Origin of the sequence: Rhizobium sp. 42MFCr.1, assembly GCF_000377185.1 — a bacterium.
Taxonomy (GTDB): Bacteria; Pseudomonadota; Alphaproteobacteria; order Rhizobiales; family Rhizobiaceae; genus Rhizobium; species Rhizobium altiplani.
On the sequence record NZ_KB897818.1, the window covers coordinates 390445 to 413480 of the forward strand.

The window sequence follows — 23036 nt, forward strand, 5'->3', positions numbered from 1 at the left end:
GAAAAAAGGAACCTGCTATTGGACGCTCTGATCCCACCATGCCGGCAACTGGTAGCCATAGAGCGGCACGGAGTCCGGATGAGCGATGCGCTTGTTGCGCGCAACCCACTGCTGATCAACATGGTAAAGCGGCAGGACATAGTGCCCCGACAGCAACATCCGATCATGAGAACGCACCGCCGCGGTAAAGTCTTCAGCCGACCGGGCCATAAGGATGTGCTGGATCAGCGTATCGATGTCAGGGTCGGAAACTCCGGCGAAATTGTCTGTGCCTTCGCGCTCCTTGGCCGCGGAAGACCAACGTCCGAGCTGTTCGATGCCCGGCGAGAGGGACGACGTATAGGACTTGATGATCACGTCATAGTCGAAGCTGCTCGTGCGGCTCTGATATTGGGAATCGTCCACCGTGCGGATGGTCGCGGCAATGCCGAGCAGTTGCAGTGAACGCTGATAGGAGACTGCGAGCTTCTCCTGGTCGGTGTTCTGCGTCATGATCTCGAAAGCAAGCGGACGTCCGTCGGCGTCGCTCATCTTGCCATTCTTGATCGTATACCCTGCTTCCTTGAGGAGCGCGGCTGCCTGCTTCAGGACATTGCGATCGCGGCCCGATCCGTCGGTGACTGGGAGCTTGTAGGTGCCATCCAGGATCGCTGGTTCGATTCGATCCTTGATCGGGCCGAGAAGCTTCAGCTCGCGTTCGTCCGCCGGCACCCCGAAACTCGACAGATCCGAGTTCTGCCAGAAACTCTCTGTGCGGATATAAGCGTTCGAGAAGAGGTTCTTGTTCGCCCATTCGAAATCGAAGACCAGCGACAGCCCCTCGCGAAGCTTCGCGTTGGCAAAGACCGGCCGCCGGGTGTTGAAGACGAAGCCGAACATGCCGCTCGGCAGCTTGGGTTCGAACGTATCCTTGACGACGTTGCGTGAGGTCACTGCCGGGAAATTGTAAGCACTTGCCCAATGGCCGGGACTTCCGTCCGGATAGATATCGATGTCACCCTTCTTGAAAGACTCGAACAGGGTGGTGTCCTGCAGGAAATACTGCACCGTTATCTGATCGTAGTTGTCGAGCCCAACCTTGGCCGGAATGTCCTTTCCCCAGTAATTGGGATCGCGTTCGAAGGTGATGCTCTCGCCCGGCTTCAAAGACTTGATCTTGTAAGGACCAGATCCCACGGGAGGTGTGAGCGTCGAACGATCGAATGTCTCTGGATCGATGGCATGTTTCGGCAGGATCGGCGTGGAGCCGGCCAAAATCATCGGGAATTCGCGATCAGCCTTGTCGTTGAAGGTGAAACGAACGCTGTGGTCGCCCACCTTCTCCATCTTCTCGACCGCATTCAATCGCGTGCTGAAGGGAACGCGCCCCTTTTCCTTGAGCAAATTGAGAGTGAAAATCACATCATCGGGCGTCACCGGCTGCCCGTCCGACCATTTGGCGGCTGGATTGAGATTGAACTGGATAAACGTCCGGTCTTCGTCCCATTCGACGGACTCTGCCAGCAGGCCGTAGAGGGCGAAGGGTTCATCGCGCGAGCGCAGCATCAGCGTCTCGAAAACGAGATTTCCGTACTCCGGATCCCACATGCCGCGCGCCGTCGTGCGCATGCTTTTCAAGATGAAGGGATTGAGGCTGTCGAAGGTCCCGACGACGCCATAACTGATCTTCCCACCCTTTTTCACATCGGGATTGACGTAAGGAAGGTGCTTGAAATCGGCGGGCAGGGCCGGCACGCCATGCATCGCGATGCCATGCACCGGCTCAGCGAGAGCCGCGCTGCCAACGAGTGTAAAAATGACGGGAAGAACGATCCGAAGCATCGTTGAGGTCCTTTCAGGGAACGGCACGATTCGGCGCAAGACTATCATGCAGCCACCGCAGTTCACCATCCGCGCCGAATTCTTTCGGATGACCCCGAAAAGGTCAAAGAAATACTGGATATCTGGCCCGACGCAATGTAACAGGGGAACCCGAAGTCGGGGGGTCATGCATTTGCCTCATTGTTCTAAGAGGTGGATTGCGAACAACCCTGTTGGTGAGGATGGCACGTTGTCGTCCCTAAGGGATTTCAGGAGACGGAATTCGTTATGATGTTCAAGGCTGAAAACAAAACGCGGGCAGCCCTGTCCGTTCTGGCAGTGATGCTCGGTGCTGCAGCAGCTCCCGTATCGTCCTTCGCGCAGGATGCAGCGGCCTCCGCCGACCCGGCTACTGCTGCCGGCGCCCCGCGTCTCGGCTGGTACAAGACCTGTAGCAAGCAGGAAGACAATGATGTCTGCGTCGTTCAGAACGTTGTTCTCGCAGGCGGCGGCCAGCTCGTCACGGGCGTTGGCCTCATCAGCGTTTCCGGCAAGATCAACAACAAGAGCCTTCAGGTTTCGGTTCCGCCGGCTCGTCTGATCCCGCCAGGTGTCGCGATGCAGATCGACGGCGGCAAGGCCCAGAAGATCGACTACCTGATGTGCATGCCCGACCGTTGTGTCGCCCAGATCCCGCTGACTGACGCCATGGTCGCCAGCCTGAAGAAGGGCACCGATCTGGTTCTCACCTCGATCAACTTCCGCCGCGCGCCGAACCCGATCAAGATCTCGCTCGAAGGCTTCACCGGCGCCTTTGATGGCGAACCGGTTTCCGCTTCCAAGCTTGCTGAGAGCCAGAAGAGCCTGCAGGACAGCATGCAGAAGAAGGCTGACGAAGCCCGCAAGAAGCTTGAAGAGGCCCAGAAGGCTGCCAAGGCTCAGTAATTCTGAGCCATCGGATTCGCAAAGAACCCGGCCTTGCGCCGGGTTTTTTGTTACACGACTCAAGCAAAGAAAAACCCCGCGGGAGGAGCGGGGTTTTGAATGATATTAGCGGACGTTAGTGGGCCAAGTTCATCTTGGGTTTGAACTGCCCCGTCGGTGCCATATCGAAAATCTGATAGATCTGTTCGTTACGGAGCGGTACGCCGCTTTCATCGTTGATCAGGTTCTGCTCGGATACGTAGGCAACGTATTCGTTTTCATCATTCTCGGCCAGCAGATGGTAGAAGGGTTGATCCTTGCTGGGGCGCACTTCGGCGGGAATGGAGTTCCACCATTCTTCCGTATTCGCGAATTCCGGATCGACATCGAAGATCACGCCGCGAAACGGAAATACCTTGTGCCGAACCACTTCACCGATACTGAACTTTGCTACTCTTTCTTTCATGGTACGACTTCCTTTCATCACCTGATTTGGTGATTGGCCCCGCTCAAATCAAGATTTTTGCGGGATCTCGTCACATGAGTGTCACATCCGCTATCAAATAACTGTGACATCCGGTCAGGCGAAAGCCCCGGCGAACCGGGGCTTTCTCTCTTCTTAGGAGGAATAGTACATGTCGTATTCGACCGGATGCGGCGTCATGTCGAAGCGCATGACTTCTGCCATCTTCACCTCGATGAAGCTATCGATCTGGTCGTCGTCGAATACACCGCCGGCGGTTAGGAACTTGCGGTCCTTGTCGAGGCTTTCCAGCGCTTCGCGCAGCGAGCCGCAAACCGTCGGGATTTTCTTCAGTTCCTTCGGCGGCAGGTCATAAAGGTCCTTGTCCATGGCCTTGCCAGGATGGATCTTGTTCTTGATGCCATCGAGACCGGCCATCAGCATGGCGGCAAAAGCGAGGTATGGGTTTGCCATCGGATCGGGGAAGCGGACTTCGACGCGCTTGGCCTTCGGGTTGGTGCCGAACGGAATGCGGCACGATGCCGAACGGTTGCGGGCCGAGTAGGCGAGCAGGACCGGAGCTTCATAGCCCGGAACGAGACGCTTGTAGGAGTTCGTCGACGGGTTGGTGAAGGCGTTCAGCGCCTTTGCGTGCTTGATGATGCCGCCGATGTAGTAGAGGCAGGTTTCGGACAGGCCTGCGTATTCGTCGCCGGCGAAGGTCGGCTTGCCGCCCTTCCAGATCGACTGGTGCACGTGCATGCCCGAGCCGTTGTCGCCGAAGATCGGCTTCGGCATGAAGGTTGCCGTCTTGCCGTAAGCGTTGGCGACCTGGTGCACGACGTACTTGTAGATCTGCATCTTGTCGGCGTTGCGGACGAGCGTGTCGAACTTGATGCCGAGCTCGTGCTGGGCAGCCGCCACTTCGTGGTGGTGCTTTTCGACGACCACGCCCATTTCCGACAGAACCGTCAGCATTTCCGAACGCATGTCCTGGCAGCTGTCGATCGGCGGAACCGGGAAATAGCCGCCCTTGACACGCGGACGGTGGCCGAGGTTGCCGGTTTCATATTCGGTGTCGTCGTTGGACGGCAGTTCCGTGGAATCGAGCTTGAAGCCGGTGTTGTAGGGATCTGCCTTGTAGCGGACGTCGTCGAAGACGAAGAATTCAGCTTCTGGACCAACGAAGACCGTGTCGCCGATGCCGGATGCCTTGAGGTAGGCTTCAGCCTTCTTGGCGGTGCCGCGCGGATCGCGATTGTAGGCTTCGCCGGAGACCGGATCGAGAATATCGCACAGAATGACCATGGTGGACTGCGCGAAGAACGGGTCCATGTGAACCGTTTCGGGGTCTGGCATCAACACCATGTCGGATTCGTTAATGGCCTTCCAGCCGACGATCGAAGAGCCGTCGAACATGACGCCGTCAGCGAACATGTCCTCGTCGACACAGACCACATCCATCGTGAGGTGCTGCAGCTTGCCCTTCGGGTCGGTGAAGCGAAGGTCTACGAACTTGACGTCGTTTTCCTTGATTTGCTTAAGAATTTCGCTTGCGGTCGCCATTAAATAGTTCCTTTATTTGAGATGACGATACTTTGGTTCACCCGAAGGCGATAAAGATTAGATGGCATCGATGCCGGTTTCGCCGGTACGGATGCGGATAACCTCTTCGACGTTGGAGACGAAAATCTTGCCGTCGCCGATGCGGCCGGTCTGGGCGGCTTTGCGGATCGCGTCAATGACGGCCTCCGCGTTTTCGTCCGCGAGGACAACCTCCACCTTCACCTTCGGCAGGAAATCGACGACATACTCCGCGCCCCGGTAGAGTTCCGTATGGCCTTTCTGGCGACCGAAGCCCTTCGCTTCCGTAACTGTAATACCCTGCAGGCCAACTTCCTGAAGGGCTTCCTTCACTTCGTCGAGCTTGAAGGGCTTGATGATCGCTTCGATCTTTTTCATGAGAAAATGACTCTCCGCTTCTCCCGTTAATGGCAGGCTCAGACCTGCTTTCCGTCATGATGCAGTTATCGTGCCAGTTGGGAAGCGGATTTTTCAGAAATTGACGCAGATCAGGCGCAGGAACCCATAATCGGGCAGATTTTCACTGGTTTTGGGCTGAAATTCTTCGACAATCGACATGCAATCGGCAAATCCGGCTCATTTTTCGCAATATTCCCCCGCGCTAATAGTCGATGACAAAACTCGCCATTAGCCTAACCTTTGTGCGTTTGCACATTTTTCGATCTTTTCGCCGATCATTCGACAGGTTGTTATTTAGGCGATTTCTGTTTGAATGCGGCGATGACCGCGGGAATCTCCAATCTACTCCTCACGCCGGAAGAAATGACAGCAGTCGATACGGCAGCCGCCGCGTCCGGCATCGATAGCTATGCCCTTATGCAACGAGCAGGTGCCGCCGTCGCCGCCAGTTTGTTGCGTGATTTTCCCGCGGTTCTTCGCGCCGTCGTTCTTTGTGGTCCGGGCAACAACGGCGGCGACGGCTATGTTGCCGCATGCTTGCTAGCTGATAGCGGCGTTGCCGTCGTCGTATTCCAGATGGGCGAACCGGAGAAGCTCAACGGCGATGCCGCCCGGGCCAGGGACAGTTTTCCGAACGCAGTACAGCCGCTTGAGACGTATCAGCCACGGAATGGCGACGTAATCATCGATGCCTTGTTCGGTGCTGGCCTTGCCCGCGATGTTCCGAAGAGCGTCGCTGACGTGATTGAGCGAGTGAAGCAGGCGCAGGTGCCGGTAATTGCCGTCGACCTGCCATCGGGCGTGGACGGTCGTACGGGAACTGTCCGAGGGGCGGCCTTCACGGCCGTTCGGACCGTTACTTTCATGACGCGGAAACCCGGCCATCTCCTGATGCCCGGGCGCGAACTGTGCGGCGAACTGGAAGTCTTCGACATTGGCATACCCGCCCGTATCGTTCGCGCCGAGAAAAAACTGCAAATCGCCGAGAACCAGCCGGAATGTTGGCGCCAGGTGCTGCCTTCAAGCGGACTGGAAACACATAAATACAAACGCGGTCACCTCGTCGTCTTCTCCGGCGAAACAGGCAAGACCGGCGCCGCCCGAATGTCGGCGATGGCGGGGCTGAAGGCCGGGGCAGGACTCGTGACAATCGCCGCGCCGGGAGATGCAGTCGCAGAGAATGCGGCGCACCTTACGGCGATCATGCTGCATCCGATCGAAGAGGAGGCCGCACTCGGCAACTGGCTGCACGACGAGCGGCTGCAGACGTTCGTTCTCGGCCCAGGCTTCGGAGTCGGCGACAAGGCGCGGCGCTTCGTCGCCGCACTTTCCGACCGCCATCTCGTGCTCGACGCAGACGGGCTTTCGTCGTTTAAGGATGCCCCGGATGAACTATTTTCACAGTTCTCCGGCGAGCCGCGGCTGGTGCTAACGCCACATGAGGGGGAGTTCGGCCGGCTGTTTCCCGATATCGCCGCTGACACAGCCATGGGAAAGGTCGAAAAAGCGCAGGCTGCCGCGGCACGGGCGAATGCCGCCATCGTCTACAAGGGCGCCGATACCGTCATCGCCTCGCCTGACGGCAGAGCCTGCATCAACACCAACGCACCGGTTTGGCTCGCAACCGCCGGCTCCGGCGATGTTCTCGCAGGCGTCATTGGAGCGCTGATGGCCCAGGGCGTTCCTGCGTTCGAGGCGGCCGCGGCCGGCGTCTACATGCATGGAGAGGCCGGCATGCGCGCTGGCAAAGGACTGACCGCGGAAGAGCTGGCGACTGAGGTTCGTCCGCTCTGACGACAAGCCTATCGCAACACCGCTTCCTGTAGCGCCATCGCCCCAAAGGGCGCATTGACCTTGCCTTCATGGATCATGAAGGCAAAGACATCCCGCGGTTCGGTTGCAACCTTGCGATCGCCATCGATGAGAGGCAGATCGCCGGGTACCTTGCCATCCGCCCAGGTTTCGAGGCGCGTAGCCCAGTTTTTCAAGTCGCCCGGCGAGTAGCAGGTCCTGATATCGTCCGAACCTTTCTGAAGGCGCGCATAGACGAAGTCGGCAGTTACATCCGCGATCATCGGGTAATCGAAGTGTTCCGCGCAGACAGGCGCAACGCCGTATTTCGAAAGCAACGCCACGAATTCCGGCACCTTAAACGAGTCATGGCGTACCTCGACGACGTGCTTCAGAGGCAAGCCATCCTGCTTGTTCGGCAGCAGCTTGAGGAAGGCTTCGAAATCATCCGGATCGAACTTCTTCGTCGGGGCGAACTGCCAGAGGATTGGGCCCAGGTGCGGGCCGAGCTCCGTCAGGCCCTGAGTGAGAAAGCGCTCCATCGACTCGCCAGCCTCCGCGAGCACACGACGATTGGTGACAAAACGGCTGGCCTTGAGCGAAAAGATGAAGCCCTCAGGCACATCCGCGGCCCATTTGGCGAAGGTTTCCGGCTTCTGCGAACTGTAATAGGTGCCGTTGATCTCAATGACCTTTAGCTTGCGGCTTGCATAGTTCAGTTCGTCCTTCTGCTTCAGATCCCCAGGGTAGAAGTGGTCCCTCCATGCCTCGAAGGTCCAGCCGCCGATGCCGACGCGAATGTTGCCGGATTTCGTCATTCCTTCCTCCTCTGATTATCTCAGTCCGCCGACTTGCTTTGCCATATCGACAATCACCCATCCTGGCCTATGCCGATTCTCGCGGCGACCCGTTTCCTGAAAGCCAAACGCCCGGTAGAGCGCAATATTCCGTTCCATGCGAGCATTCGTGTAGAGACGAACTTCCGGAAGCCCCCATTCCCGCGCCGTCTCTTCCACCCATCTCAGAATGGCAAGGCCGTACTGGGCGCCCTGAAATTTCGGGGAGACAGCAATGCTGAAGAGCATCACATGGTCTGGGTGCCGTTCAACGACGGCCAGGCCGGCAAGCTCTCCTTGCACCTCCCGCAACCAGACCTCACCGCGACCGATGCGCGGTGTGTAGTCTTCGGTAACGGGAATCGGCGGGCGGCCAAGGAGACGCGTGTATGGAGCATAGGCTTCGGCGGTCAGCGCCTCGACCGCCTGCAGGTCATCGAGCGACGCCGCTCTCAACATCACTCGGCTGCCACTACAGTTTTTCGTGTGGGACGCCGCTCAAGCAGCTCCTTCAGGAATTGCCCGGTATAGGACCGCTTCTCCTTGACGATAGCTTCCGGCGTGCCGACGGCGACGATCTCCCCACCACCATCGCCACCTTCCGGACCGAAATCGAGAATCCAGTCCGCCGTCTTGATGACTTCGAGATTGTGCTCGATGACGACGACCGAATTCCCCTGGTTGACCAGCTCCTGCAGCATCTCCAGGAGCTTGGCGACGTCGTGGAAATGCAGGCCGGTCGTAGGCTCGTCGAGGATGTAGAGGGTGCGGCCCGTCGATCGCTTCGACAGTTCCTTTGCCAGCTTGACGCGCTGCGCCTCGCCACCGGACAGCGTATTCGCCTGCTGTCCGACCTTGATGTAGCCGAGGCCGACATCCTTCAGGGCCTGCAACTTGTCGCGCACAGCCGGGACGGCAGCGAAGAAATCGACGCCTTCCTCGACGGTCATGTCGAGCACGTCGGCAATCGACTTGTGCTTGAACGTAACGTCGAGCGTCTCCCTGTTGTAGCGCTTGCCATGGCAGACGTCGCAGGTGACGTACACATCAGGCAGGAAGTGCATCTCGATCTTAATGACGCCGTCGCCTTGGCAGGCTTCGCAGCGTCCGCCCTTGACGTTGAACGAGAAGCGTCCCGGTTGGTAGCCGCGCGCCTTCGCTTCCGGCAGACCGGCAAACCAGTCACGGATCGGGGTAAACGCGCCCGTGTAGGTCGCTGGGTTGGAACGCGGCGTGCGGCCGATCGGCGACTGGTCGATATCGATGACCTTGTCGATGTGTTCGAAGCCGTCGATGCGATCGTGATCAGCCGGGATTTCGCGGGCGCCCATGACGCGCCGAGCAGCCGATTTATACAGCGTCTCGATCAGGAACGTGGACTTACCGCCCCCTGATACGCCGGTGACCGCCGTAAAGACGCCGAGCGGGATGGAGGCGGTGACATTCTTCAGATTGTTGCCGCGGGCGCCGACGACCTTGATTTCCTTGCCCTTCTTGGGCTTACGGCGCTCGTCGGGAACCGGAACGCCGAGTTCACCGGACAGATATTTGCCGGTCAGCGACTTAGGGTTCGCCATGATCTCCTGTGGCGTGCCATGGGCGATCACCTGGCCACCATGAATGCCGGCGGCGGGACCGATGTCGACGACATCGTCGGCGGTCAAGATCGCGTCCTCGTCATGCTCGACCACGATCACGGTGTTGCCGATATCGCGAAGGTGCTTCAGCGTATCAAGCAGCCGGGCGTTGTCGCGCTGATGCAAACCGATCGATGGCTCGTCGAGGACATACAATACGCCGGTCAAGCCGGAACCGATCTGCGACGCCAACCGGATGCGCTGGCTCTCGCCGCCCGACAAGGTGCCGGAGTTTCGCGACAGGCTGAGATAATCCAGGCCTACGTCATTGAGGAAGCGCAGGCGGTCGCGGATCTCCTTGAGAATGCGAACGGCAATCTCGTTCTGCTTGGCGCTCAGCGACTGCGGCAGGACCTCGAACCAGTCTCGGGCGACGCGGATCGACATGTCGGTCACCTGGCCGATATGCAGCGTATTGATCTTGACGGCAAGCGCCTCCGGCTTCAGGCGGAAACCGCCACAAGACGGGCAGGGGGCTGCCGACATATAGCGCTCGATTTCCTCTCGCGCCCAGGCGGAATCCGTCTCCTTCCAGCGACGCTCGAGATTGGTGATGATGCCCTCGAAATTCTTGTGCGTGGTATAGGACCGCGCGCCATCGGCATAGTGGAACTCGATCTTTTCGTCGGTACCATTCAGGATGACATCCTTCGCGTGGTCCGAAAGATCGTTCCAACGGGCGCCGAGCTTGAAGCCATAGTGCTTACCGAGAGCTTCGAGCGTCTGATTGTAATAGGGAGAGGTCGACTTCGCCCACGGCGCAATGGCGCCATCGCGCAGCGTGCGCTCGGGCTCCGGCACGATCAGGTTGGCGTCGATCTTCTGCTGCGCTCCGAGACCGTCGCAGGTCGGGCAGGCGCCGGCTGGATTGTTGAAGGAAAAAAGCCGCGGCTCGATCTCGGGAATGGTGAAGCCCGATACCGGGCAGGCGAACTTCTCGGAGAAGAGAACGCGTTCATGCGTTTCGTTAAGCGACTTGTTGGCGGAGCCGCCGGCGGCAGTTTCTTCCGGCGGCAGCGGCTTGTCGGCGAATTCCGCAACGGCGAGGCCATCGGCGAGCTTGAGCGAGGTCTCGAAGCTGTCGGCAAGGCGCGACGCCGTATCCGGCCGCACCACAATACGGTCGACCACGACGTCGATATCGTGCTTGTACTTCTTGTCCAGGGCTGGCACGTCGGCGATCTCGTAGAATTGGCCGTCGACCTTGACGCGCTGGAAACCCTTTTTCATCAGGTCTGCCAGTTCCTTCTTGTACTCCCCCTTACGCCCGCGCACGAGCGGGGCGAGAATATAGAGACGCGTGCCTTCTCCGAATTCCAGCACGCGATCGACCATCTGGCTGACCGTCTGGCTCTCGATCGGCAGCCCGGTCGCGGGCGAATAGGGTACGCCGACGCGGGCAAAGAGCAGGCGCATGTAGTCATAGATCTCAGTCACCGTACCGACCGTCGAGCGTGGGTTGCGCGAGGTCGTCTTTTGCTCGATCGAAATCGCTGGCGACAGGCCGTCGATCTGATCGACGTCAGGCTTCTGCATCATTTCAAGGAACTGGCGCGCATAGGCCGAAAGGCTTTCGACATAGCGTCGCTGTCCTTCGGCATAGATCGTGTCAAAGGCAAGAGACGACTTGCCGGATCCCGAAAGGCCGGTCATGACGATGAGTTTGTTTCGCGGCAGATCGAGATCGATGCCCTTCAAATTGTGCTCGCGCGCGCCGCGGATGGAAATCGTCTTCAGTTCGCTCATCGTCTTCTGCTTCTGTGCTGGAACAAGCCCCTTATTTAGTGATGCCGGCTGGCGAGTCGAGGCTGAATGTCCGTCTGCTGCAAGGTTTTCGATTCGGTTGACAGGATCATAGGGATAAACTAGAACAAATAAAGAACAAAATTCCTTGTGGATGAACCGGCGATGGACACCCATCGCCGGCGCTCTATGGTTTAAGGTGCACCGATTGTTTCAAGCGCCGCCGGGCAGGGCGGCAGGTAAGGTGAAAGTATGGCTGGCAGCGTAAACAAGGTAATTCTGATCGGGAACGTGGGCGCTGACCCCGAAATCCGGCGGACCCAGGATGGCCGGCCGATCGCCAACCTTCGCATCGCGACGTCCGAGACCTGGCGTGATCGCACCTCCGGCGAACGCCGCGAAAAGACGGAATGGCATACGGTCGTAGTCTTCAACGAAGGCCTCTGCAAGGTCGTCGAGCAGTATGTGAAGAAGGGCGCCAAGCTCTACATCGAAGGCGCGCTGCAGACGCGTAAGTGGCAAGACCAGAACGGCCAGGACCGCTATTCGACGGAAGTCGTTCTGCAGGGCTTCGGCTCGACGCTGACGATGCTGGACGGTCGCGGCGAGGGTGGCGGCGCAAGCTCCGGCTTCGGCGGTGGTCGCGGCAGTAATGCCGGCGGCAACGATTTCGGTGGCGGCGGTGGCTACGGCGACGATTACGGCGCGCCGTCGCAATCATCTGGCCGCAGCAGCGGTGGCGGCGGCGGTGGAAACTTCTCGCGCGATCTCGACGACGATATCCCGTTCTGATCGCAGAGTATTCGTGGCATAAGTTGGACGGCGCGCCGCAAGGTGCGCCGTCTGCTTTTCAATCTCCGGGATTGGACGTCCCCCGAGCTTGCCGCGATGGAAGCCGTGCAGGTAACCTGCTTTTTGACCTAGCCGGCTGGCGTCGTGATGAGGGTAGATCTCAAACCGTCGACGACGAACTGCGTGGCAAGCGCCGCCAGGATGACACCGAGAAGGCGTGTCAGAATTGCGCGCCCCGTTACGCCGAGGAAGCGATCAAGTCTTTCGGCGATGAGCAGCGAGAGAAACAGCAGCAGCAGGCTCAATGCGATGACAATGATCAATTGCGCCCGCTCGAGCGAAGCCTGCATCGATCCGGCAATTAGGATCGTCGCCGAAATGGCACCGGGACCGGCGATCAGAGGGATCGCCAACGGAAAGACCGAGATATTATGGATATGATCGACGGTGATTGCGGCTGTGCTCGTCTTCTCCTTACGGTCCTGCCGCTTCTCGAATACCATTTCAAAGGCGATCCAGAACAACAGAAGACCACCGGCAATGCGGAAGGCGCCGATCGAGATTCCGAGCACCCCGAGCACGCTGGCCCCGAACAGGGCGAAAGCGGCAAGAATGACAAAGGCGATGATCGAGCCGCGCAGTGCCACCTGTTTTCGCTGGCTGCGGCTCATGCCGGTCGTGAGCCCGAGAAAGAGTGGAGCAAGACCAGGCGGGTCGATCGTTACAAGCAGCGTCGTGAAGGCGTTGATCAGTTGGTCGACGCTTGCCATTGTCTCTCCGTGAGCCCATATAAACACTTGGTTTTTGCGCGATTGTGATGCGGAGAGACCATTTTGGCAAATGGTGTTATTAGGGCGGTGCAAATAACCGTCCCAGAGGCTCCCATTGCCCTCATAAGACCGCAAAAGTCTGTTCAAAACGCGTGCCAAAATTAGCGTAGGAACAGGCTTTCCGCTATAAATCTTCAAGTGATTCTAGAAGAGATCGTGATCTGTTTTGACTGAGCAAACACCCCCCGGCGGCGGGAAGCTCCCGCCAGGCATCGAGCCCATCTCCATCATGGAGGAAATGCAGCGGTCGTATCTCGATTACGCCATGAGCGTTATCGTTAGCCGCGCCCTGCCTGATGTCCGCGACGGCCTGAAGCCCGTGCACCGGCGCATCCTTTACGGCATGTCCGAACTCGGCATCGACTGGAACAAGAAATACGTCAAATGCGCCCGCGTTACCGGGGATGTGATGGGTAAATACCATCCGCACGGCAACGCAGCGATCTACGACGCGCTAGCGCGTATGGCGCAGGACTGGTCGCTCCGCCTTCCGCTGATCGACGGCCAGGGCAACTTCGGCTCCGTCGACGGCGATCCGCCGGCGGCCGAACGCTACACAGAGTGCCGCCTGCAGAAGGCCGCGCATTCGCTGCTCGACGATCTCGACAAGGAAACGGTCGACTTCCGCGATAACTATGACGGCACGCTGTCCGAGCCCGTCGTTGTTCCCGCAAAGTTCCCGAACCTCCTAGTGAACGGGGCAGGCGGCATCGCCGTGGGTATGGCGACGAATATTCCGCCGCACAATCTGTCCGAAGTCATCGACGGCTGCATTGCGCTGATCGACAACCCGGCGATCGAACTGCCTGACATCATGCAGATTATTCCGGGTCCGGACTTCCCGACCGGCGCCAAGATCCTTGGTCGCGCCGGCATTCGCTCGGCCTACGAGACCGGTCGCGGCTCGGTGATCATGCGCGGCGTTGCCACCATCGAGCCGATGCGTGGCGATCGCGAGCAGATCATCATCACCGAGATCCCGTATCAGGTGAACAAGTCGACGATGATCGAGAAGATGGCCGAACTGGTGCGCGACAAGCGTATCGAAGGGATCTCCGACCTACGCGATGAATCCGACCGTCAGGGCTATCGCGTCGTCGTCGAGTTGAAGCGCGATGCGAATGCCGATGTCATCCTGAACCAGCTCTACCGCTACACGCCGCTGCAAACCTCCTTTGGCTGCAACATGGTGGCGCTGAACGGCGGCAAGCCGGAACAGCTGACGCTACTCGATATGCTGCGCGCCTTCGTCTCCTTCCGAGAGGAAGTCGTTAGCCGGAGAACGAAATTTCTTCTCCGCAAGGCCCGCGAGCGCGCTCACGTCTTGGTCGGCCTGGCGATCGCTGTCGCCAATATTGACGAGATCATCCGCACGATCCGGCAGGCGCCGGATCCGCAGACCGCACGCGAGCAGTTGATGACGCGCCGCTGGCCGGCCGCCGATGTCGAAAGCCTGATCCGCCTGATCGACGATCCGCGTCACCGCATCAATGAGGACCTGACATACAACCTCTCGGAAGAGCAGGCGCGCGCCATCCTCGAACTGCGTCTGGCCCGTCTGACCGCACTCGGCCGTGACGAAATCGGTGACGAACTCAACAAGATAGGCGAAGAGATTAAGGATTACCTTGAAATCCTGTCGTCGCGGGTTCGCATCCAGACGATCGTCAAAGAAGAGCTTGCAGCAGTTCGCGACGAATTCGGCACGCCGCGCCGCACCGAGATCATGGACGGCGGCCTTGAAATGGACGATGAGGATCTCATCGCCCGCGAAGACATGGTCGTGACGGTCTCCCATCTCGGCTACATCAAGCGCGTGCCGCTGACGACCTATCGCGCCCAGCGCCGTGGCGGCAAGGGCCGCTCCGGCATGACGACGCGCGACGAGGATTTTGTTAGCCAGCTATTCGTTCTCAACACGCATACGCCGGTTCTGTTCTTCTCCTCGCGCGGTATCGTTTACAAGGAAAAGGTCTATCGCCTGCCGATCGGCACGCCGACTGCGCGCGGCAAGGCGCTCATCAACATGCTGCCACTGGAGCCCGGCGAACGCATCACCACGATCCTGCCGTTGCCGGAGGATGAGGACAGCTGGGATAAGCTCGACGTCATGTTCTCGACGACGCGCGGGACAGTTCGCCGCAACAAGCTTTCCGACTTCGTTCAGGTCAACCGCAACGGCAAGATCGCGATGAAGCTCGAGGAAGAAGGCGACGAAATCCTCTCAGTCGAGACCTGCACCGAGCATGACGATGTGCTTCTGACCACGGCGCTCGGTCAGTGCATTCGCTTCCCCGTCGATGACGTCCGCGTCTTTGCTGGCCGCAACTCCATCGGCGTTCGCGGCATCAACCTCGGTGACGGCGACCGCATCATCTCGATGACGATTGTTGGTCATGTCGATGCCGAACCTTGGGAACGCGCAGCCTACCTGAAGCGGGCCGCGAGCGAACGCCGCCTCGCGACGGGTGACGCCGAGGAAATCTCGCTGGTTGGCGAGGAAGTGACCGAGGAAGGTCAACTGAGCGACGAGCGCTATGAGGAACTGAAGGCGCGCGAGCAGTACGTCCTGACGGTTTCCGAGAAGGGCTTCGGCAAGCGATCCTCCTCCTACGACTTCCGCATTTCCGGCCGTGGCGGCAAGGGCATTCGCGCCACCGATACGTCGAAGACGGGGGAGATCGGCGAACTCGTGGCCGCTTTCCCGGTCAACGAAGGCGACCAGATCATGCTCGTATCCGATGGCGGCCAGCTCATCCGCGTTCCGGTGGGGGGCATCCGTATCGCGAGCCGAGCAACGAAGGGCGTCACCATCTTCTCGACTGCCAAGGATGAAAAGGTCGTATCCGTCGAGCGCATTAGCGAGCCAGAGGAGGAGGCTGAAGACGTTGCCGAGAATGGCGACGACATTGCCTCGGTTCCGGAAGGTGAGCCTGAAACGGAAGCGTGATGTTCTAGGCGTTTGATCTTGAAAACCGGGCGACTGCCCGGTTTTCTTTTTGGGCACCTTGACTGCGGGAACCGGCTGGCGGTGCTGCAGCCGAAATGGAGGGCAGAGTGATCCGGATTCTCGGTATTGACGATGTTGCCATCTTCAAAGCCATTCGGCTGGAAGCGCGCTGCGGACCGAACCCGCAGCCTTTGCCAGCACCGTCGGCGACTGGGAAGCGCTCTCAGACGATGAATGGCGTAGGCGATTGGTCGACGGGCCTGTTCTCGTGGCCCTTAAGCAGGGTGAGCCCGTCGGGATGATGGGGCTGAGCCGCCAGCGTGCCAGTAAGATGGTGCATCGGGCAACGCTCATCATGGTCTATGTGCGTCGAAGTGAACGGGCGGCGGCTATGCCAAGGCTCTGCTAGAAGCGACGTTAAGCTATGCGCGAGAGAACGGAAACCGACTGCTGGAGCTCGTGGTCAGCGTTGAGAATAAGGCTGCCACACGGTTTTATGAACGCGAGGGCTTCCATCAGGCCGGGCGGATTCCTGGCGGATTCATCTTGAGGGCAGGGAGATTGATGACGTCATCATGGTTCGTCGCATCGGGGATTAGGAAGGCTCGCGCGGATGCCGGCAGGAGGGGGCCGCCAGCGCCATCTCTAGGCACGAAATAGCCCGGACAAACCTCGTTCATCCGGCCTATTTCGATTGAAAACATGCAATCCCAGATCTCGACAGCGGCTAGAACCAGCTGTGTTTTCCATCGGTCTTCTTCAGTTCTTCGCTTTCATGGCGAAGGGCAGAGATGGTGGAAGCCACGGACACGATAAACATTATGCTGATAAGGGCGGTGAGCACAGCTAGTATCGTGAACATGAGCAATCCTCCTGGGCTTTGCGTTCACGTCCCTTAGTACTGGCTCATTACCGCCGCACGAGCCGACGCATAAGGGCCATATACCTTGGACGCATCCACTTTGTGATCGTAAAGCGCGACAGTCGCTGCAAGCATACCAGTCATCATTACCATCCAGACAGCATTAATCATGGTAATTTTATTGGGCATATCTTCTTCCTTGTGCGGCGCGTATCGCGTTACGCTGGTTGAGTGAACGCATGCGTGCGAAAATGGTTCCAGGGACATTGACGGGTCGTTTAGCAAGGCCGTTCTGAAGCGACCTTGAATGCGCCGTTCATCTGGCATTCAGAATCCTTAATCGGTTTAAACGCCACATTTCCTGTCTTACGCACGATTGCATAATGTTCCCGTACGCTTGGCCGCACCCAACTTGCATCCTGCATTTCCCGCACGTAGCCGTAGAAAAATTCGGCAAGCAGCGAGACGATGACAGCGAATACAACAAGGATGATCAGCATGGGCGTTTTCCGGGGCTGACCGATGCCGGAATGACATCGGGTGTTGACGGTCTCAACTATAGCGAGCCGGTCTGAAGCCGCCTTGAATGCTGCATTCATCCGCCGTTCAGCGATGGGCAAATGACTTGCGGGCAACCGTCATCCATGACAAAAGGGCGTCGAAACAAATGGCTAGGCCAATGACGACAGCTTTTTATCCGGGGTCGTTCGACCCGATCACCAACGGACATCTGGATGTTCTTGTCCAGGCGCTGAGCGTTGCGTCCAAGGTTATCGTCGCGATCGGCGTTCATCCCGGCAAGGCACCGCTCTTTTCCTTCGATGAGAGGGCGAATCTCATTCGCCAGTCGCTCGCGGAAGCAATGCCTGAAAAGACCGGCGACATCTCAGTCGTTGCATTCGACAATCTCGTCGTCGACGCGGCGCGATCCCATAGCGCGACCCTACTGATCCGCGGCCTCAGGGACGGCACCGATCTCGACTATGAAATGCAGATGGCCGGGATGAACCGCCAGATGGCGCCCGACATTCAAACGATCTTTCTGCCAGCCGGAACGGCCTCGCGGCCCATAACCGCCACATTGGTCCGGCAAATCGCTGCCATGGGAGGCGACGTCAGCGCCTTTGTGCCGGCTGCCGTCTTGAAAGCTCTTCAATCCAAGCGCAAATCCTAGGCGACCTTTTCGCCGCAACGGAGCCATTATGAAACTTTTCTCTTTCGCATTTGCAGCCGTGCTTTCCCTTGCCTCGTTCGCGAGCGCTGCATTCGCGCAGTCCGGCAACACGCTGACGATCCAGCTGAAAGACGGTCCGGTCGTGATCCAGCTTATGCCGGACGTCGCGCCGAAGCACGTCGCGCAGATCGAAGCGCTCGCCAAGAAGGGCGCGTATGACAACGTCGCCTTCCATCGCGTCATCGAAGGCTTCATGGCCCAGACCGGCGACGTGAAGTTTGGCAACATGGAAAAGGGCTTCGATGCGAGCCGTGCCGGTACCGGTGGCTCCGACCTGCCTGACCTGCCGGCCGAATTCTCGAAGACGCCTTTCGTGCGCGGTACTGTCGGTATGGCCCGCTCGCAGGACCCGAACTCGGCGAACTCCCAGTTCTTTATCATGTTTGCTGATGGCTCGTTCCTCAACGGCCAGTACACGGTTGTTGGCAAGGTCGTCTCCGGCATGGAGAATGTCGACAAAATCAAGCGCGGCGAGGGCCAGAACGGCGAAGTCAGCAATCCCGACCGGATGATCAAGGTCACCGTCGGCAGCAAGTAAGTTTCAAGACAAGTAGGAGAAGAAGAATGGCCGAGATCAAGGATCCCGAAAACACCATCATCCTGGAAACCACCAAGGGTAAGGTTGTCATCCAGTTGCTGCCGGAAGTAGCGCCGGAACATGTCGCCCGCATCAAGGAACTCGCTCGCGAGAAGGCCTATGACAACGTTGTCTTCCATCGCGTCATCAACGATTTCATGGCGCAGACCGGCGACGTGAAGTTCGGCAAGAAGGGCGGCGAGAGCTTCAACCCGAGCCGCGCCGGCATGGGCGGTTCCGAGAAGCCCGACCTCAAGGCTGAGTTCTCGGCGGTCAGCCACGTCAGAGGCACGTGCTCGATGGCCCGCTCCCAGAACCCGAACTCTGCCAATTCGCAGTTCTTCATTTGCTTCACCGATGCTCCTTGGCTGAACAAGCAGTACTCCGTCTGGGGTCAGGTCATCGAAGGCATGGACAACGTCGACAAGATCAAGAAGGGCGAGCCGGTCGTCGATCCGGACTCGATCGTCTCGATGCGGGTTGCCGCTGACGTCTGATTGTGATTTTTGCTGAAACCCGCCCTTGCGCGAAAGCGTGGGGCGGGTTTCGCTTTGCCTGGATTTGAGTGATGCGCGTAGACCTCTTTGATTTCGACCTGCCGGATGAACGGATCGCCCTGCGGCCCGCCGAGCCGCGCGATAGCGCGCGCCTGCTCGTCGTCGACCCGGCGGGCGAAGTGCAGCTGTCGGACTATCGGGTTAGCGATTTGCTCAGCTTTCTAAGGGCAGGGGACGCGCTCGTCTTCAACGACACCAAGGTGATCCCGGCGCAGCTCGAGGGCATCCGTTATCGTGAGGGCGCCGGCGGTCAGCAGGTTTCGGCAACGCTGCATATGCGCACCGGCACCAGCCGCTGGAAGGCTTTTGCCAAGCCCGGTAAGCGCATCAAGATCGGTGATCGCATCTCATTTGGCCATGACGGCACCAGCTGCCTGCTCGGCAAGCTCGAATGCACGGTCGAGGAAAAAGGCGACGGCGGCGAAGTCACCCTTGCCTTCGACCTGTCTGGGCCGATGCTCGACGAGGCCATCCATTCCGTCGGACATATTCCGCTGCCACCCTACATCGCCGCCAAACGCGCCGAGGATGAACGCGACCGCGCCGACTACCAGACCATCTATGCGCGCGAGGAAGGCGCCGTCGCCGCTCCCACGGCCGGACTTCACTTCACGCCCGCGCTTTTCGACGCGATCGACAAGGCTGGGGTCGAGCGCCATTTCGTGACGCTACATGTCGGCGCCGGCACCTTCTTGCCAGTCAAAGTGGACGATACCGACGACCACAAGATGCATCTCGAAAGCGGCTATGTCAGCGCCGAAACGGCTGCGAGCCTCAATGCCGTGAAGGCGAGGGGCGGGCGCATCATCTGTGTGGGCACGACTTCGCTACGGCTGATCGAAAGTGCTGCGCAGGACAATGGCGAGATCCGGGCCTGGGCCGGCGCCACGGGTATCTTCATCACGCCAGGCTACCGCTTCAAGGCGGTTGACATGCTGATGACGAACTTCCATTTGCCCCGATCGACCCTGTTCATGCTCGTTTCGGCCTTTGCCGGCTTCGAGACCATGCATGCAGCCTATCAGCACGCGATTTCGACGGGCTACCGCTTCTATTCCTATGGCGATTCCAGCCTTCTTTTCCGGAAAGACTAAATGACCGAGAACTTTCAGTTCACCCTCAAGAAGACTGACGCCGGTGCTCGCCTGGGCGAGGTCTCGATGCCGCGGGGCACGATCCGCACGCCGGCCTTCATGCCCGTCGGCACCGTCGGTACCGTTAAGGCCGTGTATCTCGACCAGGTTCGCGACACGGGCGCCGACATCATCCTCGGCAACACCTACCATCTCATGCTGCGCCCTACAGCGGAACGCGTGGCCCGGCTCGGTGGTCTGCACAAGCTGATCCGCTGGGAGCATCCGATCCTGACCGATTCCGGCGGGTTCCAGGTGATGTCGCTCTCGGGTCTCCGCAAGCTCGATGAGCAGGGCGTAACCTTCAAGTCGCATGTCGACGGCAGCCTGCATCACATGTCGCCGGAGCGCTCGATCGAGATCCAGGGACTGCTCGGTTCCGACATCCAGATGCAGCTTGACGAGTGCGTGGCGCTGCCGGCGGAACCGCGGGAAATCGAGCGCGCCATGGAGCTGTCGCTGCGCTGGGCGGAGCGTTGCAAGGTCGCCTTCGGCAACCAGCCGGGTAAAGCCATGTTCGGCATCGTGCAGGGCGGGGATGTACCCGCGCTGCGCGTCCGGTCGGCCGCGGCACTGACCGATCTCGATCTCAAGGGCTACGCGGTCGGCGGTCTCGCCGTTGGCGAGCCGCAGGAGGTCATGCTGAAGATGCTCGAGGAGACCCTTCCGGTATTGCCAACGGAGAAGCCGCGCTATCTCATGGGCGTCGGTACGCCTGACGATATCCTGAAGTCCGTCGCTCGCGGCATCGACATGTTCGACTGCGTGATGCCGACCCGCTCTGGCCGTCACGGGCTTGCCTTTACACGTCGCGGCAAGGTCAACATCCGCAATGCCCGTCACGCAGAGGATATGCGGCCGCTCGACGAACAATCGAACTGCCCGGCATCGCGCGACTACTCCCGTGCCTACCTGCACCACCTCGTGCGTGCCAATGAGGCCCTCGGCGGCATGCTGCTCTCCTGGCACAATCTCGCCTATTACCAGGAGCTGATGCAGGGCATCCGCAAGTCAATCGCCGAAGGCCGTTTTGCCGATTTCATGGCCGAGACCATGGAGGAATGGGCGAGGGGCGATCTCGATCCAGTCTGAGCCGCCTTAAGCTTCGGCAAACTGGTCATAGGCGCGCAGCGCGTCTGCGGCATACATCAACGCTGGGCCACCGCCCATATAAACACTCATCGCCATGACCTCGGCGACCTCTTCACGAGTGGCGCCGAGTTCTTTCAATGCCTTGGCGTGAAAGCCGATGCAGCCGTCGCAGCGCTGAGTGACGCCGATCGCCAACGCGATCAGTTCCTTCGTCTTCTTGTCGAGGGCGCCATCGGCGCTTGCGCCTTTCGCTAGTGCGTAGAAGCCTTGCATGGCCTCCGGCGCCAGCTTTCTCAGTTCTCCGGTATAGGCGGCGATATCACGGGTGATCTGCTTGTAATCCTTGCTCATCATTCTGTTTCCGTATTTCTTGCTTTTCATTTCGTAAAAATGTGATATCAGTAAAATACGAAATGTAAAGAGGCGCCGATGACGGACTTCACGCTGGAGATGAGCGGCAAGGCGGAAGGGGCTGCGGAGTTCCTGAGTGGACTTGCAAGCCCGCACAGGCTGCTGATCCTCTGTCTTCTTGCCGCCGGCGAGAAGAGCGTTGGTACGCTGGTCGAGGAGACAGGCATCGGCCAGACCTCAATGTCGCAGCATCTGGCGAAATTGAAGAAGGAAGGCCTCGTCGATTTCCGGCGGGACCACCGTACGCTCTATTATTTTATAAACGATCCGGCGGCTCTGGAGATCATGGAAATTCTCTACAACCGCTTCTGCAGGAAGGTTTGAGCAATGACGCAGTCGATGAAGGTGGTGACACCGCGCCAGGCGAAAGAGTGGATAGGTGCGGGCGAGGCGGTCCTTATCGACGTCCGCGAGCCGGAGGAGTTCCGCAGCGAGCATATCGCTTCGGCCCTTTCCCTGCCTCTGTCCGAGGTCGGAAACCTCACCCGAGTCCTTTCCGTCCCGGCCGGACGCAAAGTCGTATTCCAGTGCCTGAAGGGCGGTCGCGGCCAGCAAGCCTGCGAGCGGCTGGTAGCCCAGGAGGGAAGCGAGTATCCGGTCTTCAATCTTGAGGGCGGCATCACTGCTTGGAAAGCGGAAGGCCTGCCGGTGGTCGGCACAGCCGCCCCGCGCCTAACGATCTTCCGTCAGGTCCAGATCGTCGTCGGCTTCCTCGTGCTGCTGTCGGTGCTTGCCGGCTTCTTCATCAGCCCAGCTGGCTTCGTCGTTGCCGGCCTGTTTGGCGCGGCGCTTGCCTTTGCCGGCATATCCGGCTGGTGCGGGATGGCGAAGCTGCTCAACCTGATGCCTTGGAACCAGCCAGCCTGATCTGAATTCCAAACGAAAAATCGCGAGAGGCTTTCCGCGGCATTTCTTTAGATGCCTTTGCTTTCGGTATTTGGCACGATCTGCACACCGTTGATCTTGTAGTTTCCGTCAGGCTGACGCGCCAGCTGGTAGACGGCAGTCCAATCCTTGCCGTCACGGCCTGATATCAGCACCTCGTGATAGATCATCGCGCCATTGTCGATCGAGCGGCTGCGCCCAAAGGCATAATTGCCAGGGTGGTAAACCGGCTCGTAGCTTTTCTTGACCATGGCGAAGAAGACGTTCTTGTCGGGGTAGATCGCCTTGATCCCGGGTGCGGCGAAGGAATAGGCCGTGTCGACGTCGTCGTTCAGGAACGCCTTGATCTGCGCCTCGATCATCGTTCGCGTCGCGTCGATCGGGTCTTCGGCTTGAGCGGTCGCAAACAAAACGAAGGACGCGGCACACAGAATGAAAACTGCGAGAAAGGCGCGCATGGCAACGGCTCCGGCTGTCCTAGGAATTCTAGGGCAGTCTACGCACAAGGAAAGAGCATAGATCAGCAGGCGGGGTGT

Annotated in this window: 24 protein-coding genes and 1 pseudogene; 12 read left to right on the forward strand and 13 right to left on the reverse strand. The window is 59.1% G+C overall.

Annotation, left to right across the window (positions count from 1 at the left end; all coding sequences use genetic code 11):
* Positions 1 to 15 precede the first annotated feature (15 nt).
* Entirely contained in the window at positions 16 to 1821 is a 1806-nt protein-coding gene (locus C934_RS0101955; protein WP_018855031.1) for an extracellular solute-binding protein, read from the reverse strand.
* A 267-nt stretch (positions 1822 to 2088) separates the two neighbouring features.
* Here C934_RS0101955 and C934_RS0101960 point away from each other — a divergent pair, with 267 nt between their 5' ends.
* Positions 2089 to 2745 carry an invasion associated locus B family protein gene (locus C934_RS0101960; RefSeq protein WP_018855032.1) on the forward strand — a complete coding sequence of 219 codons (657 nt, stop codon included), beginning with the start codon at positions 2089 to 2091 and terminating at the stop codon, positions 2743 to 2745.
* A 115-nt stretch (positions 2746 to 2860) separates the two neighbouring features.
* Here C934_RS0101960 and hspQ read toward each other — a convergent pair whose 3' ends face one another.
* The 3 genes from hspQ to C934_RS0101975 all read right to left on the reverse strand — a co-directional run bounded on the left by hspQ (position 2861) and on the right by C934_RS0101975 (position 5149).
* Positions 2861 to 3190: a heat shock protein HspQ gene (hspQ, locus tag C934_RS0101965; protein WP_018855033.1), complete on the reverse strand. Its 330-nt coding sequence runs from the start codon at positions 3188 to 3190 to the stop codon at positions 2861 to 2863.
* A 153-nt stretch (positions 3191 to 3343) separates the two neighbouring features.
* Positions 3344 to 4753, reverse strand: a complete 1410-nt coding sequence (gene glnA, locus C934_RS0101970) for a type I glutamate--ammonia ligase (RefSeq protein ID WP_018855034.1) — start codon at positions 4751 to 4753, stop codon at positions 3344 to 3346.
* A gap of 57 nt (positions 4754 to 4810) precedes the next feature.
* Positions 4811 to 5149, reverse strand: a complete 339-nt coding sequence (locus tag C934_RS0101975) for a P-II family nitrogen regulator (protein WP_003539626.1) — start codon at positions 5147 to 5149, stop codon at positions 4811 to 4813.
* 342 nt (positions 5150 to 5491) lie between these two features.
* On the opposite strand from C934_RS0101975, the gene C934_RS0101985 reads away from it, so the two are divergent.
* Positions 5492 to 6964: a bifunctional ADP-dependent NAD(P)H-hydrate dehydratase/NAD(P)H-hydrate epimerase gene (locus C934_RS0101985; protein WP_018855035.1), complete on the forward strand. Its 1473-nt coding sequence runs from the start codon at positions 5492 to 5494 to the stop codon at positions 6962 to 6964.
* An 8-nt stretch (positions 6965 to 6972) separates the two neighbouring features.
* Here C934_RS0101985 and C934_RS0101990 read toward each other — a convergent pair whose 3' ends face one another.
* The 3 genes from C934_RS0101990 to uvrA are packed head-to-tail and all read right to left on the reverse strand — an operon-like array spanning position 6973 to position 11180.
* Entirely contained in the window at positions 6973 to 7779 is an 807-nt protein-coding gene (locus C934_RS0101990) for a DUF72 domain-containing protein (protein WP_018855036.1), read from the reverse strand.
* A 15-nt stretch (positions 7780 to 7794) separates the two neighbouring features.
* Positions 7795 to 8259 carry a GNAT family N-acetyltransferase gene (locus C934_RS0101995; RefSeq protein WP_026371499.1) on the reverse strand — a complete coding sequence of 155 codons (465 nt, stop codon included), beginning with the start codon at positions 8257 to 8259 and terminating at the stop codon, positions 7795 to 7797.
* A complete protein-coding gene (uvrA, locus tag C934_RS0102000) occupies positions 8256 to 11180 on the reverse strand; it encodes an excinuclease ABC subunit UvrA (protein ID WP_026371500.1) in 2925 nt (974 codons plus the stop codon). Before uvrA ends, C934_RS0101995 begins: the two co-directional genes overlap by 4 nt.
* A 249-nt stretch (positions 11181 to 11429) precedes the next feature.
* Here uvrA and C934_RS0102005 point away from each other — a divergent pair, with 249 nt between their 5' ends.
* Entirely contained in the window at positions 11430 to 11969 is a 540-nt protein-coding gene (locus tag C934_RS0102005; protein ID WP_018855039.1) for a single-stranded DNA-binding protein, read from the forward strand.
* Between the two features lie 128 nt (positions 11970 to 12097).
* Here the strand turns inward: C934_RS0102005 and C934_RS0102010 are convergent, their stop codons facing one another.
* Complete coding sequence (locus C934_RS0102010; RefSeq protein WP_018855040.1) at positions 12098 to 12739, reverse strand: MarC family protein; 642 nt, start codon at positions 12737 to 12739, stop codon at positions 12098 to 12100.
* 226 nt (positions 12740 to 12965) lie between these two features.
* Between C934_RS0102010 and gyrA the strand changes: the two genes are divergently transcribed.
* Both gyrA and C934_RS33425 read left to right on the forward strand, forming a co-directional pair.
* Positions 12966 to 15749: a DNA gyrase subunit A gene (gene gyrA / locus C934_RS0102015; RefSeq protein ID WP_026371501.1), complete on the forward strand. Its 2784-nt coding sequence runs from the start codon at positions 12966 to 12968 to the stop codon at positions 15747 to 15749.
* Positions 15750 to 15844: 95 nt separating this feature from the next.
* Positions 15845 to 16348, forward strand: a pseudogene (locus C934_RS33425) (GNAT family N-acetyltransferase).
* Between the two features lie 128 nt (positions 16349 to 16476).
* Here the strand turns inward: C934_RS33425 and C934_RS36135 are convergent.
* The 3 genes from C934_RS36135 to C934_RS31535 form a co-directional block, all read right to left on the reverse strand.
* Positions 16477 to 16611 carry a hypothetical protein gene (locus tag C934_RS36135; protein WP_018855044.1) on the reverse strand — a complete coding sequence of 45 codons (135 nt, stop codon included), beginning with the start codon at positions 16609 to 16611 and terminating at the stop codon, positions 16477 to 16479.
* A gap of 33 nt (positions 16612 to 16644) precedes the next feature.
* Positions 16645 to 16800 (reverse strand): hypothetical protein, encoded by a 156-nt coding sequence (locus tag C934_RS35015; protein WP_018855045.1) that lies wholly within the window; start codon positions 16798 to 16800, stop codon positions 16645 to 16647.
* An 89-nt stretch (positions 16801 to 16889) separates the two neighbouring features.
* Positions 16890 to 17111, reverse strand: a complete 222-nt coding sequence (locus C934_RS31535; protein WP_018855046.1) for a hypothetical protein — start codon at positions 17109 to 17111, stop codon at positions 16890 to 16892.
* A gap of 179 nt (positions 17112 to 17290) precedes the next feature.
* On the opposite strand from C934_RS31535, the gene coaD reads away from it, so the two are divergent.
* From coaD to tgt, 5 genes are all read left to right on the forward strand, one after another.
* Positions 17291 to 17785 carry a pantetheine-phosphate adenylyltransferase gene (coaD, locus tag C934_RS0102040; protein WP_018855047.1) on the forward strand — a complete coding sequence of 165 codons (495 nt, stop codon included), beginning with the start codon at positions 17291 to 17293 and terminating at the stop codon, positions 17783 to 17785.
* 28 nt (positions 17786 to 17813) lie between these two features.
* Positions 17814 to 18383: a peptidylprolyl isomerase gene (locus C934_RS0102045; RefSeq protein WP_018855048.1), complete on the forward strand. Its 570-nt coding sequence runs from the start codon at positions 17814 to 17816 to the stop codon at positions 18381 to 18383.
* A gap of 26 nt (positions 18384 to 18409) precedes the next feature.
* Positions 18410 to 18919 (forward strand): peptidylprolyl isomerase, encoded by a 510-nt coding sequence (locus tag C934_RS0102050; RefSeq protein WP_018855049.1) that lies wholly within the window; start codon positions 18410 to 18412, stop codon positions 18917 to 18919.
* Between the two features lie 71 nt (positions 18920 to 18990).
* Positions 18991 to 20073: a tRNA preQ1(34) S-adenosylmethionine ribosyltransferase-isomerase QueA gene (gene queA, locus C934_RS0102055; protein WP_018855050.1), complete on the forward strand. Its 1083-nt coding sequence runs from the start codon at positions 18991 to 18993 to the stop codon at positions 20071 to 20073.
* On the forward strand, positions 20074 to 21204 hold the full coding sequence (gene tgt, locus C934_RS0102060; RefSeq protein WP_018855051.1) for a tRNA guanosine(34) transglycosylase Tgt: 1131 nt from the start codon (positions 20074 to 20076) through the stop codon (positions 21202 to 21204). It abuts the gene before it with no gap.
* Positions 21205 to 21210: 6 nt separating this feature from the next.
* Here tgt and C934_RS0102065 read toward each other — a convergent pair whose 3' ends face one another.
* Entirely contained in the window at positions 21211 to 21555 is a 345-nt protein-coding gene (locus tag C934_RS0102065) for a carboxymuconolactone decarboxylase family protein (protein WP_026371502.1), read from the reverse strand.
* Positions 21556 to 21633: 78 nt separating this feature from the next.
* On the opposite strand from C934_RS0102065, the gene C934_RS0102070 reads away from it, so the two are divergent.
* Both C934_RS0102070 and C934_RS0102075 read left to right on the forward strand, forming a co-directional pair.
* Entirely contained in the window at positions 21634 to 21939 is a 306-nt protein-coding gene (locus C934_RS0102070; protein ID WP_018855053.1) for an ArsR/SmtB family transcription factor, read from the forward strand.
* 3 nt (positions 21940 to 21942) lie between these two features.
* Positions 21943 to 22482 (forward strand): rhodanese-like domain-containing protein, encoded by a 540-nt coding sequence (locus tag C934_RS0102075; protein ID WP_018855054.1) that lies wholly within the window; start codon positions 21943 to 21945, stop codon positions 22480 to 22482.
* A 47-nt stretch (positions 22483 to 22529) separates the two neighbouring features.
* On the opposite strand, the gene C934_RS0102080 is transcribed toward C934_RS0102075, so the two are convergent.
* Positions 22530 to 22958: a DUF4864 domain-containing protein gene (locus C934_RS0102080; RefSeq protein WP_018855055.1), complete on the reverse strand. Its 429-nt coding sequence runs from the start codon at positions 22956 to 22958 to the stop codon at positions 22530 to 22532.
* Positions 22959 to 23036: the final 78 nt, after the last annotated feature.

Coding starts and splice junctions, on each gene's coding strand:
- C934_RS0101955 (WP_018855031.1), bottom strand. CDS start 1,821: ATGCTTCGGATCGTTCTTCCCGTCATTTTTACACTCGTTGGCAGCGCG.
- C934_RS0101960 (WP_018855032.1), top strand. CDS start 2,089: ATGATGTTCAAGGCTGAAAACAAAACGCGGGCAGCCCTGTCCGTTCTG.
- hspQ (WP_018855033.1), bottom strand. CDS start 3,190: ATGAAAGAAAGAGTAGCAAAGTTCAGTATCGGTGAAGTGGTTCGGCAC.
- glnA (WP_018855034.1), bottom strand. CDS start 4,753: ATGGCGACCGCAAGCGAAATTCTTAAGCAAATCAAGGAAAACGACGTC.
- C934_RS0101975 (WP_003539626.1), bottom strand. CDS start 5,149: ATGAAAAAGATCGAAGCGATCATCAAGCCCTTCAAGCTCGACGAAGTG.
- C934_RS0101985 (WP_018855035.1), top strand. CDS start 5,492: ATGACCGCGGGAATCTCCAATCTACTCCTCACGCCGGAAGAAATGACA.
- C934_RS0101990 (WP_018855036.1), bottom strand. CDS start 7,779: ATGACGAAATCCGGCAACATTCGCGTCGGCATCGGCGGCTGGACCTTC.
- uvrA (WP_026371500.1), bottom strand. CDS start 11,180: ATGAGCGAACTGAAGACGATTTCCATCCGCGGCGCGCGCGAGCACAAT.
- C934_RS0102005 (WP_018855039.1), top strand. CDS start 11,430: ATGGCTGGCAGCGTAAACAAGGTAATTCTGATCGGGAACGTGGGCGCT.
- C934_RS0102010 (WP_018855040.1), bottom strand. CDS start 12,739: ATGGCAAGCGTCGACCAACTGATCAACGCCTTCACGACGCTGCTTGTA.
- C934_RS36135 (WP_018855044.1), bottom strand. CDS start 16,611: ATGTTCACGATACTAGCTGTGCTCACCGCCCTTATCAGCATAATGTTT.
- C934_RS35015 (WP_018855045.1), bottom strand. CDS start 16,800: ATGCCCAATAAAATTACCATGATTAATGCTGTCTGGATGGTAATGATG.
- C934_RS31535 (WP_018855046.1), bottom strand. CDS start 17,111: ATGCTGATCATCCTTGTTGTATTCGCTGTCATCGTCTCGCTGCTTGCC.
- coaD (WP_018855047.1), top strand. CDS start 17,291: ATGACGACAGCTTTTTATCCGGGGTCGTTCGACCCGATCACCAACGGA.
- C934_RS0102045 (WP_018855048.1), top strand. CDS start 17,814: ATGAAACTTTTCTCTTTCGCATTTGCAGCCGTGCTTTCCCTTGCCTCG.
- C934_RS0102050 (WP_018855049.1), top strand. CDS start 18,410: ATGGCCGAGATCAAGGATCCCGAAAACACCATCATCCTGGAAACCACC.
- queA (WP_018855050.1), top strand. CDS start 18,991: ATGCGCGTAGACCTCTTTGATTTCGACCTGCCGGATGAACGGATCGCC.
- tgt (WP_018855051.1), top strand. CDS start 20,074: ATGACCGAGAACTTTCAGTTCACCCTCAAGAAGACTGACGCCGGTGCT.
- C934_RS0102065 (WP_026371502.1), bottom strand. CDS start 21,555: ATGAGCAAGGATTACAAGCAGATCACCCGTGATATCGCCGCCTATACC.
- C934_RS0102070 (WP_018855053.1), top strand. CDS start 21,634: ATGACGGACTTCACGCTGGAGATGAGCGGCAAGGCGGAAGGGGCTGCG.
- C934_RS0102075 (WP_018855054.1), top strand. CDS start 21,943: ATGACGCAGTCGATGAAGGTGGTGACACCGCGCCAGGCGAAAGAGTGG.
- C934_RS0102080 (WP_018855055.1), bottom strand. CDS start 22,958: ATGCGCGCCTTTCTCGCAGTTTTCATTCTGTGTGCCGCGTCCTTCGTT.